This window comes from Trichloromonas sp., assembly GCF_041583255.1.
Taxonomy (GTDB): Bacteria; Desulfobacterota; Desulfuromonadia; order Desulfuromonadales; family Trichloromonadaceae; genus Trichloromonas.
Map to the genome: position 1 here is coordinate 1 of NZ_JBFHGD010000013.1, position 16,237 is coordinate 16,237.

The 16,237-nt window shown below is 58.7% G+C and carries 14 protein-coding genes and 1 pseudogene; 12 read left to right on the forward strand and 3 right to left on the reverse strand.

Going from position 1 to position 16,237, the window contains the following annotated elements:
* The 3 genes and pseudogenes from ABYV89_RS02015 to ABYV89_RS02025 form a co-directional block, all read right to left on the reverse strand.
* Nucleotides 1-1,081 (reverse strand): annotated as a pseudogene (locus ABYV89_RS02015) (stage II sporulation protein E); the annotation flags it as partial.
* Nucleotides 1,078-1,335, reverse strand: a complete 258-nt coding sequence (locus ABYV89_RS02020) for a hypothetical protein (RefSeq protein WP_432821250.1) — start codon at nt 1,333-1,335, stop codon at nt 1,078-1,080. The gene ABYV89_RS02020 and the pseudogene ABYV89_RS02015, both read right to left, overlap by 4 nt.
* A gap of 99 nt (nt 1,336-1,434) precedes the next feature.
* Nucleotides 1,435-3,060, reverse strand: a complete 1,626-nt coding sequence (locus tag ABYV89_RS02025; RefSeq protein WP_432821251.1) for an AAA family ATPase — start codon at nt 3,058-3,060, stop codon at nt 1,435-1,437.
* 242 nt (nt 3,061-3,302) lie between these two features.
* Here ABYV89_RS02025 and ABYV89_RS02030 point away from each other — a divergent pair, with 242 nt between their 5' ends.
* The 12 genes from ABYV89_RS02030 (at nt 3,303) to ABYV89_RS02085 (ending at nt 16,237) form a co-directional block, all read left to right on the forward strand.
* On the forward strand, nt 3,303-5,024 hold the full coding sequence (locus ABYV89_RS02030; protein ID WP_432821252.1) for a tetratricopeptide repeat protein: 1,722 nt from the start codon (nt 3,303-3,305) through the stop codon (nt 5,022-5,024).
* 35 nt (nt 5,025-5,059) lie between these two features.
* Nucleotides 5,060-5,860 carry a LolA family protein gene (locus ABYV89_RS02035; RefSeq protein ID WP_432821253.1) on the forward strand — a complete coding sequence of 267 codons (801 nt, stop codon included), beginning with the start codon at nt 5,060-5,062 and terminating at the stop codon, nt 5,858-5,860.
* A gap of 65 nt (nt 5,861-5,925) precedes the next feature.
* Entirely contained in the window at nt 5,926-7,536 is a 1,611-nt protein-coding gene (locus ABYV89_RS02040; protein WP_432821254.1) for a peptide-binding protein, read from the forward strand.
* A gap of 80 nt (nt 7,537-7,616) precedes the next feature.
* Nucleotides 7,617-8,591, forward strand: coding sequence for an ABC transporter permease (locus ABYV89_RS02045; RefSeq protein WP_432821255.1), 975 nt, complete (start codon nt 7,617-7,619; stop codon nt 8,589-8,591).
* Between the two features lie 104 nt (nt 8,592-8,695).
* A complete protein-coding gene (locus ABYV89_RS02050; RefSeq protein ID WP_432821256.1) occupies nt 8,696-9,445 on the forward strand; it encodes a tyrosine-protein phosphatase in 750 nt (249 codons plus the stop codon).
* A gap of 43 nt (nt 9,446-9,488) precedes the next feature.
* A complete protein-coding gene (locus ABYV89_RS02055; protein ID WP_432821257.1) occupies nt 9,489-10,535 on the forward strand; it encodes an NAD-dependent epimerase in 1,047 nt (348 codons plus the stop codon).
* A gap of 69 nt (nt 10,536-10,604) precedes the next feature.
* Entirely contained in the window at nt 10,605-11,939 is a 1,335-nt protein-coding gene (locus ABYV89_RS02060; RefSeq protein WP_432821258.1) for a UDP-glucose dehydrogenase family protein, read from the forward strand.
* A 377-nt stretch (nt 11,940-12,316) separates the two neighbouring features.
* Nucleotides 12,317-12,958, forward strand: coding sequence for a hypothetical protein (locus tag ABYV89_RS02065; RefSeq protein ID WP_432821259.1), 642 nt, complete (start codon nt 12,317-12,319; stop codon nt 12,956-12,958).
* 43 nt (nt 12,959-13,001) lie between these two features.
* On the forward strand, nt 13,002-13,844 hold the full coding sequence (locus tag ABYV89_RS02070) for an ABC transporter permease (protein WP_432821260.1): 843 nt from the start codon (nt 13,002-13,004) through the stop codon (nt 13,842-13,844).
* A 2-nt stretch (nt 13,845-13,846) separates the two neighbouring features.
* A complete protein-coding gene (locus tag ABYV89_RS02075) occupies nt 13,847-14,365 on the forward strand; it encodes a YchJ family metal-binding protein (protein WP_432821261.1) in 519 nt (172 codons plus the stop codon).
* Nucleotides 14,365-14,850, forward strand: a complete 486-nt coding sequence (locus ABYV89_RS02080; protein WP_432821262.1) for a WbuC family cupin fold metalloprotein — start codon at nt 14,365-14,367, stop codon at nt 14,848-14,850. Before ABYV89_RS02075 ends, ABYV89_RS02080 begins: the two co-directional genes overlap by 1 nt.
* Nucleotides 14,851-14,872: 22 nt before the next feature.
* Complete coding sequence (locus ABYV89_RS02085; protein WP_432821263.1) at nt 14,873-16,237, forward strand: sodium-dependent transporter; 1,365 nt, start codon at nt 14,873-14,875, stop codon at nt 16,235-16,237.

Here is a 16,237-nt window from a genome sequence, read left to right on the forward strand (position 1 = left end):
AAACCATGACCATTCCTGCAGAAGCCGAGAAACCGCCGATGAAAACCAGCAGGGAAAGCCAGGGATGCCCGGCGCGGTGGGGGATTTCCATGACGAAATAGTCGGCGTGCGAGACGTCTCCGCCGCTCAGGATCAAGCCGCCCAGAGCGATGGGGATGACGAACAGGTTCATCAGGAACATGTAGGCCGGGAAACGCCACATGGCGCTTTTGATATGGTCTTCATTGGAGTTTTCGATGACCATGATGTGAAACTGGCGAGGCAGAAACATGAACGCCATCATCGAAATAAAGATCAGCGTGAACCACATGGAATAGGAAATGTTCTCGGTGTCGAGCATGAAGAGGTGTTTGCGTTCAGGAAATTCGGCGATGAAGCGGTCGAAAATGTCGGAAAAGCCGTCGAAAAGGCCGTAGGTGACAAAGATGCCGACGGCGACGAATGCGATCAGCTTGACCAGCGATTCGAGTGCGATTGCGGCGACCAGGCCTTCGTGGCGTTCCGAGGCGTCCAGATGGCGCGCGCCGAAGAGAACCCCGAACAGACCGAGAAACAGGGCCACGACAAAGGCGGTGTCGATGAACGGCGGGATTCCCGGCAGCAGTTCCTGGATTTTGTAGCTGAACGCCGACTGCGGCGCCGCGAGCAGATCAAAGGTTTTGGCGACGGCTTTCAACTGCAGGGCGATGTAGGGCATGATGCCGAGAACGGCAAAGACCGTGACCACGGCACCGAGCAGGGGCGATTTGCCGTATCGGCTGGAAATGAAGTCGGCGATGCTGACGATGTTGTGCTCTTTGCTGATCCGGACCATTTTCCGCAGCAGAAAGCACCAGCTGAAGGCGATCAGGGTCGGCCCGAGATAGACGGGAAGGAAATCAAGGCCGTTGGTCGCAGCCCGGCCGACGCTGCCGTAGAAGGTCCATGAAGTCAGATAGACCGCCAGCGAGAGGGAATAGATATTGGCATTGGAAATAATGCTTTTGCCCTCCGCGCGTTTTTTGTCGGCGTAGTAGGCGACGGCAAAAAGCAGACCGAAGTAGAGCAATGAGATGATGGTGATGATTTCGACAGGAATCATTCAGGTTCTCCCCCCTTTGGTGGTCCGGTTTGATCTTTGGAGGAGTCGTCGGTTTTGCGGGTAAAGAGATAGACCACCAGGATGGAGGTTGGCCAGCCGATGAAAAAATAGAGGATCAGCAGGGGGAAGCCAAGGACTGTCGTGTCCTTGTTGAAAATGTGAATAAACGGAAAATTGAGCATGATGATGCCGAGGATGAAGAAGATCACCCAGGCTTGTTTGAAGAGAGTGGATTGCTGTGGGTCTCGAGACACGTCGCGATCCTTGGGTTGCAGGCAGGTTTCAAGCGTGGTGTCACGCAGCGTTCGGATGGAACGATTCTGATATTTTGCCTTCAATCAGCCATCATGTCATCAATTATCTGGCGGTTTCTGTGCATCTCTTTCAGCGAGGTCGCACAGAATCAGCGCAATACTATAGGCAATGTCGCTCGATGTGTCGACCTGCAAGATGTCCGCTTCCTGAGACGGAGACTGAAAGAGGCCTTTCTGCTGGTCGAGCAATTCGGGGCGCCCGTCTGAAGCGTCATCGGCAGCGGCCTGCCGCCGTAGAAGTCGGTTAAGAAGTGTTTTTTCGCTGCATGTCATCCAGAGAATGCGAAAAGCGACCCCGGAGGCCTCAGCTGTTTGCCTGAATTGCTCGCGGTCCCGGCTCAGGGCGAAAGAGGCATCCACGATGACGGTTTGCCCATGGGCGAGACGTTTTTTCGCTTCTTCCAGCAGCCCCTGGTAGGTTTTTTTACTCATGCCGGGTGAATAGATCCCCTGGCCGAAACCCGCGTGGTCCCTGTCCGCCGGCGTCATGCCGGAAAGTTGCTTGCGCAGTTCGTCCGAGCGCAGCAGCCTGGCTCCCAGCACCTGGGCCAGTTCCCTGGCGACAGTCGTCTTGCCGGCCCCCATCAGGCCGCAGGTCAGGATCAGGGCCGGTGGACAAAGGTAGCTGATGGCCAGGCTGAAATAACTCTGAGCCTGGCCCAGTGCCGGTTTCTGCTCGGTCGGGTCGGCTGAGCTGTCGCGGGTCAGAAAAGAGAGGACCTTGCCGCGCACCCAGGCCCGGTAGAGCTTGTAAAACGGCAACAGGATCGGCAGGTCGGGGTCGGCCCCGGTTGTTTCATGGTAGGCGTACAGGAGGCTGGCCGCCAGATCGCGACGGTTGCGATGTTCGAGGTCCATCAACAGAAAGGCGAGGTCTGCTAACCTGTCGCCGACCCGAAACCGTTCGTTGAATTCGATGCAGTCGTAGATGCAGATCGGATCGGTCAGGCAGATATGTTCCGCATGCAGGTCGCCGTGGCCGTCGATGACGAAACCCGATTTTTCCCGCTGTTCCAGCAGGGCGGACTGTTCGCTGATAAAGCGGTCGACATGGGCAGCCACCAGTGCCTGGCCCTTTGTCGGCAAGGTCTTGCCGACAAAGGGGGCAGTCTGCCGGAGGTTTTCTTCCCAGTTCAGTGCCACCATGTCGGCATGCGTACGGCCGCCGGTGTGCTGACGGATTTCGGAATCCAGGTGTAGCTGGCCGAGGTGACGCCCCAGGCGCTGGATGTCGACACTAAGGGTTGGTTCATCGGCTTCGATCAGAACATCGAGCATGCGTTCCTGGGGCAGACGCTTCATGCGCACCGCGTAATCGACCAAATCGCCTTCCAATCCTGTTCCTGCGCGACAGCCGGTTCCATGGCGCCTGATTTCGACGATTTCCAGATAGGTTTCGGCGCAGAAACGCCTGTTCAGGCGCAGTTCCTCCTGGCTGTAGAAACGTCGGCGATCCAGGGAGGTGAAGTTGAGAAAGCCGAAATCGACGCGTTTTTTAATTTTGTACACATGCCGTGCGGTGAAATAGAGGCGTGAAACGTGGGTTTCCCTGAAGGTTACAGGTCCGGCCTCTCCGGGGTAGGTATCGAGGTTGAGCATGGCTTTATGCAGGGATTCGGCATCCATACGCACACCGGTCGTAATCGGCAACGGGTTGGTCGGCATCTCAGGCAGCCGTGCGACAGTTGGAGCGGTTCGTTCTGTATATCTAAGGTGCTGATTTTACAATAAACAATATCAGGTAACCGGGGAATGTAAAGATCCCCTTGCGGGCGGCAAAATAATTGACGGTCTACCCATGGTATGTTAGTTTTAAGTTTGAATTTACGCTGCTTCGCGGCGGACGCGTTCGGCGTCTTTATTCCTGCTTTCCACTATGTCTTCCCCCTTCACACGGATATCCGGCCTTGACTATTTTTCGGTGTTTTGCAGGCTGTACCCGGCTTTTCACCCTTCTGACAGTTGGATTTATCGTCTCGGCCTGTACCATGGTTCTGCCGGAGCAGGGCCGGCAAGGGCAGGCTGGTGAGTCCGTAAGCAGGGGGTCTGCTGTTGCCGAAGCCGAAGCTCTCTACATCGAGTCGCGCCTGCTGACCCTTGACGGCGATGGAGAAAAGGCTCTGCTGCTGCTGCAGCGGGCGGCTCAGCTTGATCCGCATGATCCTTACCTGCGCTATTCTCTGGCGGAGCAGTACTTGGCGCTCGGCCAGGCCGAGCAGGCGATACGCGCCGCCGAGGATGCGGTCATCCAGGATCCGCAGATGGTCGAGGCTCATCTGCTGCTCGGTAACCTCTCGTTCCATGCCGGCGACAATGACAAGGCCATCCAGGCGTTCAGTCGCGTCACTGAACTGGCGCCCGACCGGGAAGACGCCCCCCTGCTGCTGGCGATCACGCATGCCCGCAGCGACAATTTCGAACAGGCGGTCAAGGTGCTCAAGGAGTTTATCCTTACCCACCCCGATTCATCCAAGGGCCAGGTCACCCTTGCCCGTCTCTACCAGGAGATGGGGCTGACGGGGCTGGCGATCGAGACCTACCGCACCCTGCTTGATCTTTATCCCGATGGCGATTCGGTTTATTATGAGCTCGGCAGTCTCTACGAGGAGCAGGGCGAATTCGAGCAGGCTTTAACGGTCTATCGAAAGCTGCTGGAGGACGATCCGCAGAACATCAACATGCGCCATCATATCGTGCGCATGTTCATTGCCAACAGGGAGTACGAGGCGGCCCTGAACGAACTGAAGGAACTGCTCCTTATGCGTCCCGACGACCTCGAAGCGCTTCGCAAGGTCGGCCTGATTCACCTTGAACAGGAAGATTGGGTCTCCGCTGCCGGGGTGTTTTCCGCGATCCTGGAAAAACGCCCCGATGTGCATCAGGCCCGTTTTTATCTCGGCACCGCCCTCGAGCGCAACAATGACCACCAGGGGGCGCTGCAGGCTTTTGCGGCCATCCCCGAGGATTCAGACCTGTACGGCGATGCCATGGCCCACCTGAGTTACCTCAGTCATCGTCTCGGTCAGACCGCCGAGGCCATTGCGATACTCGAAAAACTCCTGTCCAAGGAGAGCGAACGCCCCGAACTCTATGCGTTTCTTGCCTCGCTTTATGAAGATGACGGTCGCTTCGACCAGGCGCTGGCTACACTCGACCGGGGGCTGGTCAGTTTCCCTCAGGATAGCGGCCTTCTCTACCACAAGGGGGTCACTCTCGAGCGTAACAAGGAGCGGGCGCAGGCGATCGCGGTCATGCGGCAGCTGATCCAGGTCTCTCCCGATCACGCTGAAGCGCTCAATTTTATGGCCTACTCCTTTGCCGAAGACGGTGTGAATCTCGATGAGGCGCTGGAACTGGCGAATCGTGCCATCGCGCTCAAGCCCGAAGGGCACATATACGATACCCTCGGCTGGGTCTTCTACCGTATGGAGCGGTTTGAGGAGGCCCGGATCCAGCTTGAAAAGGCGGCAGAAATGATGCCGGAGGATCCCGTTGTACAGCAGCACCTTGGTGATGCCTACCGCGAGTTGAAACTGTTCGACAGGGCCCGCGCCACCTACCGGAAGGTGCTTGAACTGACTCCCGATGATGAAGCCGTCCGGATCAAGCTGGACGGGCTTGGTCGCTGATATTTCTCCTAGATAAGACATTCCGGGGTCTCCCATTGAAGAAGATGTGCAGGTTTTATGTCGTGTTGCTGCTGGCTGCCGGCACCCTGGTTTCCGCCTGTGTGCCCGCAAGGATTCCGGTCCCCTCAGACCGCGCATCCGTGTCGGCCGAGGTCGAAGAGCAGTTGTTCGACCGGATGCGGGAGGCCGGCAGCAGGTTCCAGTCCCTCGAGGGGGTGGCCAGGGTGCATGTGGTTTGGCAGGGAAAGAATGCCACGGTGACCCAGGTTCTGCTGGCGGAAAAGCCCGACCGGTTCCGGGCCGAAACCCTCAACCCCTTCGGTTTCGGCTCGCCCTTGCTGCTGATGGCCACCGACGGCAGCGAGCTGGCGGTCATGGTGCCGGGAGAGGGACTGATGTTCCGCGGCGAGGCCTCGTCGCGGAACCTGCAGCGTTTTACCCGGCTGCCGCTGCAGCCGGCCGATCTCGTTCAACTGCTGCTCTACCAGGTGCCGCTGATACCATTTGAAGAACGCTCCGCCAGTGTCGGTTCAGCCGGAGATTTCCTGCTGCAGCTTCGGGGCTCGGAGAAGCGCCGCCAGGAACTGCGCTTTGACAAGAATCAGCAACTGGTGGAGAGTGCCTATTATCATGGCGACGACCTGGCCCTGCGGGTCAGGTATGAAAACTTTTCTGCAGGGGAGTTTCCGTTTCCCCGCTCGTCTTTCATGGAGATGCCCCAGCAGCAGGCCGAGGCGTCACTGACCTTCTCCGAGCTTGCGACCAACGTGCTTCCAGCAGCGAAGCTTTTTCGCCTGGCAACTCCTGGAGGCTACGAGGAACGTCCGATTCCCTGATGCGTTTTTTCTGTTATGATGCCATCAGGCATGTAGTTCTTTTACACGGGAGGTGGACGAGGGATATGCGCTTTCTGCTGATTTTACTCATCCTGTTCTGTTGCAGCTGCCAGAATCAGGATGTCGTCGTTCCGGTCGAGGAGTCGACAGCTGAACCGGCTTACGGAGATACCTTCATCGAAGCGTCTATCGGCGAGCCGAGCAACCTGCTGCCGGTTTTAGCTTCTGACTCCGCGTCTTCGGATATCAACGGGCTGGTCTACAACGGCCTGATCCGGTACGACAAGGATCTCAAGCTCGAAGGCGAACTGGCCGAATCCTGGGAGATTTCCGAGGATAATTTGACCATTACCTTTCACCTGCGCAAAGGGGTCACCTGGCATGATGGGGCCCCCTTCACCTCGGCGGATGTGCTCTTCACCTACCAGGTCTATACCGATCCGGAGACGCCGACCGCCTATGCCGAAGCCTACCGGCAGGTCGCTCGCGCGGAGGCTCCCGACCCCTACACCTTTCGGGTTACCTACGACATGCCCTACGCGCCGGCCCTCGGCAGCTGGGGGGTATCGATCATGCCCAGGCATCTGTTGGAAAATACCCCGATCACCAAAAGTCCCCTCTCCAGGCATCCGATCGGCACCGGACCGTTCCGCTTTGCCGAGTGGAAGTCGGGGGAAACCCTGGTCCTCGAATCGAATCCCGATTATTTCGAAGGTCAGCCCTACATCCGCCGGGTGCTGTACCGGATTATTCCCGATCTCTCGACCCAGTTTCTCGAGCTGCAGTCCGGCGGACTCGACTTCATGGGGCTGACGCCGATCCAGTATCAAACCCAGACCGACACCCCGGCCTTCAAGCGGCGCTTTGAGAAATATCGCTATCTCGCCTTTGGCTATACCTATCTCGGCTACAACCTCAAGCGTCCCCTGTTCCAGGACAAGCGGGTTCGTCAGGCGATCGCCTGCGCCATCGACAAGCAGGAGATCATCGACGGTGTTCTGCTCGGACTCGGCCAGGTGGCGACCGGCCCCTACAAGCCGGATACCTGGGTTTACAATGCCGATGTGAAACGCTATCCGCACGATGCCGCCAAAGCGAAAGCGCTGCTTGCCGAGGCCGGCTGGCGCGACAGCGACGGCGACGGTGTGCTGGACAAGGGCGGCCAGAAACTTTCCTTTACCATTGTGACCAACCAGGGGAACGATCTGCGGGTAAAGAGTTGCGAAATTATCCAGCGGCGCCTGCAGGAGGTCGGCATCGAAGTCAAAATACGGGTGATCGAGTGGGCTTCGTTCCTCAAGGAGTTCATTAACCCGGGCAATTTCGACGCCACCATTCTCGGCTGGACCGGCGGGCCCGAGCCCGACCAGTACAATATCTGGCATTCGAGCAAAACCGGCCCGCGCGAATTGAATTTCATCGGCTTCAACCACCCCGAGGTTGACGAACTGCTGGAAAAGGGGCGCCGCACCTTTGACCAGCAGGAGCGCAAGACCTATTACGACCGTTTCCAGGCGATCCTGGCCGAAGAACAGCCGTATACCTTCCTCTACGTTTCCGAGGCGCTGCCGGTTGTGGCCAGGCGTTTCCGCGGAGTGGATGCGGCCCCTGCCGGCATCCGTTACAATTTTATCAAGTGGTATGTTCCGGAGAGGGAACAGAAGTACCTGCGATAGATTTGGCATGATGAAAACAATGAAAACTATAGTTTTTTCAATATATTTCCTGGCGACGCCAGCAGAGCGCAGGTCCTGATATGCTGAGATACTTACTCAGGCGCATGGTCCTGATGATTCCCCTTTTGCTGGGAATCACCCTGATCTCTTTCGTGGTCATCCATCTGGCCCCCGGTGAACCGACCGACCTGCAGACGCAGCTCAATCCCCAGGCCAGCGCAGAACTGCAGGAACGGCTGCGGGCCCAGTACGGTCTCGACCAGCCGCTCTACGTGCAGTACGGACGCTGGCTGGGACGGCTGGCCCGCCTCGATTTTGGCGAATCCTTCGCCCAGGACAATCGCCCAGTGCTCGAGAAGATCGTCGAGCGTCTGCCCATCACGATTATGATCAACGTTCTTTCCATCGCGGCGATTCTCGCGGTGGCCATCCCCATCGGCATTATTTCGGCGACCAGCCGCAATTCACTCTTTGACCGGGCCACCACTATTTTTGTCTTTGTCGGCTTTGCCACGCCGTCTTTCTGGCTGGCGCTGCTGCTGATGGATCAACTCGGCGTGCGGCTCGGGCTCTTCCCGATCGTCGGCATCAAGTCTCTCGGCTATGATTATTTGAGCTGGTTCGGCAAAATCTGGGATGTCATTCACCACCTGATCCTTCCGGTGCTGGTCTCCGCTTTCGGCGGTCTGGCCGGTTTTTCCCGCTACATGCGGTCCAACATGCTCGAAGTCATCCGCCAGGATTACATCCTGACCGCCCGGGCCAAGGGGCTGTCTGAGCAGGCGGTGATTTACCGCCACGCCCTGCGCAATGCCCTGTTGCCGGTTATTACCATCCTCGGTTTATCGGTGCCCGGACTGATCGGCGGCAGCGTTATTTTCGAAACCATTTTTGCCATCCCCGGCATGGGCAAACTCTTTTATGACGGGGTCATGATGCGTGATTATCCGCTGATCATGGGGATTCTGGTGATCGGTGCGGTGCTGACTCTGGTTGGTAACCTGATTGCCGATATCAGTTACGCCCTGGCTGATCCCCGTATACGCAAGTCTTGACAATGATTAGCGTTGCGGCATTTGTCCGCAGTTTGCTATAGTTCTTTCATTGATTAACTTTATGTGGCCGGTTGCAGATGGCGGCCGGTTCTTGAAGGTGTGTATTGATTGATTGTCACTGTCATCTGCTTTTCGGAATTGACGATGGGCCCGAGACGTTGGACGAAGCCGTTTCCATGGCCAGGATTCTGTTTAAGCACGGCTTTTCCACGGTGCACTGCACGCCGCATTGCATCAGCGGCCTGTACGAGAATAACCCGGTTATCGTTCGTGATCGGGTCACTCGCCTGCAACAGGCCCTTGACCGGGCGGAAATCACGATACGGCTTCGTCCGGGCATGGAATATTACCTGGATGCTCGTTTCTCCGAGCATCTGCCTGATCTCCAGCCGCTCGGGGAATCGCGCCTGTTGCTGGTCGAGGCGCCCGCCTGGGCCGGGGCCGATGTGATTGTTGGAAATATCCGGCAGATTGTCGCGCGCGGCTTTGTACCACTGATCGCTCATCCCGAACGCTGTCACCTCATTGCGGCGCCGGGGCAGGGGGGCTTGTGGGCAAAAACCCGCAGCCTGTTCGGTCGCGCTGAACCGAAGCCGGCATGGGATCTTTTGGCGCAACTGCAGGATCTCGGCTGCCTGTTTCAGGGGAATCTCGGCAGTTTTGCCGGGCGTTACGGCAAGATCGTCGAGCATCACGCGGTGTCCATGCTGGAGGCCGGCCTCTACAGCTGTATCGGCAGCGATTCGCATCCGCTGCCAGGTCTTGATGAAATGATTTCCGCCGGACTCGAAGCGGTTTGTCGTTTAAACAGTAATCATCGGCAGCTCCTTTCCGCAAGCCGGTTATTGTCCTGAACACACCCGATATCCAATTGTTGAACAACGTAAAGGAAAAAACATGGTTGATCACGCTCCATCGTCCTTATCCCATCGGCCTGCCCGGATCCTGGTGACCGGCGCTGCCGGATTCATCGGCTTTCATCTTACCCGGCGCCTGCTGGCTCGCGGTGATCAGGTCGTCGGCCTGGACAATCTGAACGATTATTATGATGTCTCCTTGAAGCAGGCCCGTCTGGCGCAACTCGAAGGCAACCCCAACTTCCGCTTTGTCAACCTCGAGCTGGCCGACCGTGATGGCATGGCCGCGCTCTTTGCCGCCGAACCGTTCGACAAGGTGGTGAACCTGGCCGCTCAGGCCGGGGTGCGTTATTCGCTGCAGAATCCCCATGCTTATGTCGACAGCAACCTGGTCGGCTTTGTTAATATCCTCGAAGGCTGCCGTCACAGCGGGGTCAAGCACCTGGTTTATGCGTCGTCTTCGTCCGTTTACGGAGCCAACACCCGGATGCCGTTTTCGGTGCATCACAACGTTGATCACCCTGTTTCCCTGTATGCGGCAACCAAGAAGGCCAACGAACTGATGGCCCACACCTATGCCCATCTCTATGGGCTCCCCTGCACGGGACTCCGCTTCTTTACCGTCTATGGCCCCTGGGGGCGTCCCGACATGGCGCTGTTTCTTTTTACCAGGGCGATTCTGGAGGGACGTCCCATCGACGTCTACAACTATGGGAAGATGCGGCGGGATTTTACCTACATTGACGACATCGTTGAAGGCATCGTCCGTGTTGCCGACACTACCGCGACCGGGAATCCCGGATGGAACGGCGATGCGCCGGATCCCGGCACCAGTGCCGCCCCCTACCGCCTTTACAACATTGGCAACAACAATCCGGTGGAACTGATGTATCTCATCGAGACCCTGGAAGCGGCATTGGGCAGGAAAGCCGAAAAGAACCTGCTGCCGATCCAGCCGGGGGACGTGCCGGCCACCTATGCTGACGTCGAGGCGTTGACAGCCGATGTCGGCTTCAAGCCGGCCACCCCCATCGAAGAAGGCGTACGACGGTTCGTCGATTGGTACCGGGACTATTATCGGTGTTGATTTGTTAATCGTTTCGGCGAATCCAGTCGCCCATTTTGTATTTTTTATAAATACGAGGGAGCTTTTTATATGAATCTGACTGTTATTGGTACTGGCTATGTCGGTCTGGTCACCGGCACCTGTTTTGCCGAGATGGGCAACAGGGTCACCTGTGTCGATGTGGATGCGGCCAAGGTCAACCGTCTCAAGCAGGGGGAAATTCCGATCTACGAACCTGGCCTCGACACCCTGGTTCTTTCCAATTTCAAGGCGGGGCGGCTGCAGTTCACCACCTCGCTGGCTGAGGCGATGGCCGACTCGAACGTCTATTTCATTGCCGTCGGCACCCCGCCGGGGGAAGATGGATCGGCAGACCTGCAGTACGTACTGGCCGTAGCCAGGGAAATCGGCCGGCATCTGCAGGATTACGCGGTGATTGTCGACAAATCGACGGTACCGGTGGGAACGGCGGACAAGGTGCGGGAGGCGCTTGCCAACGAGCTTGCGAAGCGTGGTGTCGAGATTCCCTTCGACGTGGTGAGCAACCCCGAGTTTCTTAAGGAGGGGGCGGCGGTCAACGACTTCATGCGTCCCGACCGGATCATCATCGGTGCCGACAGCAATCGGGCGCTTGAAACCATGCGTTCCCTTTATGCCGATTTCAGCCGCAACCATGACAGGATTCTTGAAATGGGTATTCGTGACGCGGAAATGACCAAGTACACGGCCAATGCCATGCTGGCTACCAAGATTTCGTTCATGAACGAGGTGTCAACGCTGTGCGACCGGCTGGGGGTCGACGTGGAAAAGGTTCGGCTCGGGATCGGCTCGGACAGCCGGATCGGCTATTCCTTCATCTATCCCGGCTGTGGCTACGGCGGTTCCTGTTTTCCGAAAGATGTCAAGGCGCTGATCCATATGGCCGAAAAAAACGGCATCGATCCGTTGATACTGCAGTCGGTTGATCGGCGCAACGAGGCTCAGAAACATGTGCTGTTTGAAAAAATCAGCGAACATTTCGGGGGAAATCTCACGGGGGTGACCATCGGGGTGTGGGGGCTTGCTTTCAAGCCGGGCACCGACGACATGCGCGAAGCACCGTCGGTGGTGCTGATCCAGTCCCTGATCGAGGCCGGAGCCAGGGTGCTCGCTTACGATCCGGTGGCCATGGATGTGGCCCGAGAAGAACTCCCTTCGGCCTGGTTCGAATTGGGCAGCCTGCAACTGGCTAGCCATCAGTACGAAGCGCTGCAGGGGGTCGATGCCCTGGCCCTGGTGACCGAATGGAAGCCCTTCCGGCATCCCGATTTTACTGCCATGAAACGGATGATGAAGCAGGCGGTGATTTTCGACGGTCGCAACCAGTACGATCCCAAATCGCTCAAGGCCGAAGGGTTTCAATACCAGGGGATTGGGCGGCGCTGACCTGTTGACCTTGAGAACCCGGTCTGATTATTTCAGGCTGCGTCAATGGAGGTTTTGCTGGAGAAAATACATGTGACCGGCGGCGCTGTTATATCGGCAGTCCTGTGGTCAAGGCCCTAGGGAGTAGGCCGCCGGGGTTAAAAGACGTGCCTCGCCGGCCTTGACTGCCGACATCCGCCGGAACACCGAGATGCTCGGGTGGGGCCCGGTTCAACCGGCTGGAGTATATTATCGAGACGGCCTGGGCTTGGGAAAAGGCTCTTGCCGAGGTCCGAGGGCGCGGCTGCTGACAGGTCGAAGTTAAAATTAACCTGCAAATCGGATCCGCCATAGGGATGGCGGGATTCCGGCGGTTTCAGACAGTATTGGGGGATCAGGTGGCAAAACGAAACATGCGACTCGGCGAAATGCTGGTCAAAGCAGGGAAAATCGATGAATTTCAGCTCAATTCGGCGCTTTCCTACCAGCGCCACTGGGGCGGTCAAATCGGTTCTTCTCTGGTCAAGCTCGGTTATGTCGGCGAGGATGAGCTCCTCAGGTTTCTTTCCGAGCAGCTCAACCTGACCCGCATCGACCTGTCGCGTATTTCGATTTCCCCTGCGGTACTCGAGTATGTCCCGGTGGAAAAAGCGGTGGAATACAATGTCGTCCCGGTCGACCGCAAGGAGATGAACGGCACGGTCTACCTGCTGATCGCCATGTCCAATCCGACCAACCTGATTGTAATCGATGCCCTGCAGTTCGCCACCGGGTGCCGGGTGCGTCCGGCGCTCGCCTCGCACGATTCGATCCGGGCTGCCATCGAGCGCTGCTATGGTAAACTTCCCGCCAGGGGCAAGACACTCGACGACCCGCCTGCCGAGGTCGAGCCGCTGCCGGATATCGACCCCTTCCTTTTTCCGCCGGTCAAGCAGGCGATGGGCCAGCATAAAACGATCGAAGAAAAGTTTGAACTGCTGGTCAAACTGCTGATGGAAAAGGGCCTGCTGTCGATCAGCGATTTTGAACGCCTGAAATGAGCGCAGCCGGCTGAATCCATTTTGGGCCTCTGGGGTGATTAACATGCTGAATCCGTTCCGCAGTATTTTCTGGGCGCGCCTGCGCGGCAACCGCATGGCCCTGTTCGGCGCGGTCATCGTGGCCGGGATGTTCGTGCTGGCCATCCTGGCGCCGCTGCTGGCAGGTGACCCCGGGGCCATAGACATCTCCCAGCGCCTGCAAGCGCCGTCCCTGAACCACCTGCTGGGCACCGACGATCTCGGCCGCGATGTCCTCTCCCGCATCCTCTACGGTGCACGCATCTCCCTGCTGGTCGGCTTTGTCGCCGTCGGCATCGCCAGTGCCATCGGCATCGTGCTTGGCGCCCTGTCCGGCTATTACGGCCGTTGGGTCGATTCGCTGATCATGCGCTTCGTCGATATCATGCTCTGCTTTCCGACCTTTTTCCTGATTCTGGCCGTCATTGCCTTTCTCGAACCGTCGATCTGGAACATCATGATCATCATCGGCCTGACCGGCTGGATGGGGGTGGCGCGGCTGGTGCGGGCCGAATTCCTCTCCTTGCGCGAGCGGGATTTCGTCCAGGCCGGGCGGGCCCTCGGGGCTTCGGACGCCCGTCTGATTTTTCGCCATATCCTGCCCAACGCCCTGTCGCCTGTGCTGGTTTCCGCCACCCTCGGTGTGGCCGGAGCCATCCTTACCGAAAGCGCCCTGTCGTTTCTGGGGATCGGTGTACAGCCGCCGACCCCCTCCTGGGGCAACATGCTGATCGCCGGCAAGCAGACCCTTGGCACCGCCTGGTGGCTTTCCGCCTTCCCCGGCCTGGCAATCCTGGTGACGGTGCTCGGCTATAACCTTCTCGGCGAGGGGATTCGCGACGCCCTCGACCCGCGCATCCGCGAGTAGCTATGAGTATTGCCCGAATCGGCCGTAACGATCTCTGTCCCTGCGGCAGTGGCAAAAAATTCAAGAAATGCTGCCTCGACCGCGAGCAGTCCGCCGCCTCGATACCGGCGGACCTCTCCCCGGCCGAGTTGGTGCAGCGCCGGGGGCAGGCCTTTGCGTCAGGCGATTTCGCCTTCATTTACGATACCTACCACCCCGACTCGAACTTCCGTTCCCAGTTTCCCGACCGCACGGCGTATGTCGCCATGGGCAAAAATTCGCTAGGCAAGGATTTTCGCATCGACCAGTGCCGGGTGCTCAAGGAAGCGGTCAGAAGCGAGGAAGCGCGGGTTCTGTTTTATCTCGATACCTGCTACCGCGGCCAGCGGGAAGAAACCTTTGAGCTGTCGCTGTTTCTGCTGACTGAAGCCGGCTGGCGTTATCACTCGAGCCAGAAGCTGGCGCGGGCCGATTTCTCCGGACCGCTGGAGGCGATCGACTGGGTCGACTTCGAGCAAGTCAAGGATAAGGTGTTTTTCTGATGCAACCGTCCGTGCAGGTCATCGACGACAATCTGCTTACTTCCCTCTCTTTGGCCGCCAAAGAATCGCCACGGCTGCGCAAGAATCACAACTTGCACGCCAGTTATGACGAACCCTGTCAGCGCCTGCTTAACGCCGTGGAACCGGGTTCGTACATCCGTCCCCACCGTCATCTCGATCCGGCCAAGCCCGAGTCGTTCCTGCTGCTGCGCGGCAGCCTGGCGGCACTGATCTTTGCCGACGACGGCCAGATCGAGCGGATCGTTCCGTTGTCAGTCGGCAGCGGCTGCCAGGGGATCGATATTCCTGCCGGCTTCTGGCATTCCCTGGTTTCCCTGGCGCCTGGAACGGTCTTTTTCGAAACCAAACCTGGACCCTACCAGGCCCTTTCCGACAAGGATTTCGCCCCCTGGGCCCCCGCCGAAGGGAGCCTGGAGGCCGGGGCGTACCTGCAGTTTCTCGAAAGCGCTCTTCGCCAGCGCTGATATCTGTTGCAAGGAGGTTGCCGTGCCCGCGCTCAATGCCCCCCGTGCCCACTGGGCCAGCCGCTTCGGCTTTATCCTGGCGGCGGCCGGCAGCGCCATCGGTCTCGGCAACATCTGGAAATTCCCCTACATCACCGGCCAGAACGGCGGCGGCGCCTTCGTGCTGGTCTACCTGGCCTGCATCTTCCTGGTTGGGCTGCCGATCATGATGGCCGAGTTTCTCATCGGCCGCCACGGTCAGCGGGACGCCGTCGGTTCTTTCGCCGCGCTGGAGGGGAAGGGGAGTCCCTGGTGCCTGGTCGGCTGGGGCGGCGTCCTTGCCTCGTTTATCCTGCTCTCCTTTTATTCGGTCGTCGCCGGCTGGAGTTTCGATTACATTTTCAAGGCGCTCACCGGCGGTCTCAGCGGGCGCAGCCCTGACGAAATCAACGCCCTGTTCGGCCAGCTGGTCGGCTCTGCCGGGCAGGTCATCTTCTGGCAGGCCCTGTTTGTCGCCGGCACGGTGGCGATCGTCATCGGCGGGATCCGCGGCGGCATCGAGCGCTGGAGCAAGATCCTCATGCCGGTGCTCTTTCTGCTGCTGCTCCTGCTGTTCGTTCGCGGCATGCTCTCGCCGGGGGCGCGCGCCGGCCTCGAATTCATGTTCCGGCCCGATTTTCACAAGCTGACCCCGGCGGCCCTGCTTGACGCCCTCGGCCATGCCTTCTTCACCCTGTCGCTGGGGGCCGGGACGATGATCACCTACGGTTCCTACCTCGATCGCGACGCCGATCTCTTCTCTCTCTCATTGCGCATCACCCTGCTCGATACGGTGGTGGCCCTGCTGGCCGGGCTGGCGATCTTTCCGGTCGTCTTTGCCGCCGGCCTCGAGCCCGGCGCCGGCCCCGGATTGGTCTTTCAGACGATTCCCATCGTCTTCTCCGGCCTGCCGTTCGGTTCACTGCTGGCGACCGTCTTCTTTATCCTGCTCGCCTTTGCCGCGCTCTCCTCCTCCATCTCCATGCTTGAGGTCGTGGTCGCCTACCTGATCGATGAAAAGCGCTGGCCGCGCCTGCTGGCGACCCTGCTGGTCGGCGCCGCCGCGTTCCTGGTCGGCATCCCCTCGGCGCTCTCCTTCAATCGCTGGGCCGAGGTGACGCCCCTGTTCGGCAAAAATTTCTTCGATCTCTGCGATCTGCTGGTCTCCTCGTACATGCTGCCGCTGGGGGGATTGATGGTGGCGATTTATGCCGGCTGGTTCTGGAAAGGGGCCGAAGAAAAGGCCGAACTGGTGGGGCCGACCCGCCGTCCGTGGCTCTTTCCCCTCTGGCATTTTCTGCTGCGCTTCGTCGCTCCGGCGGCTGTGCTGATCGTTCTGCTTAACCAGATCGGGATTCTCACAGGATAG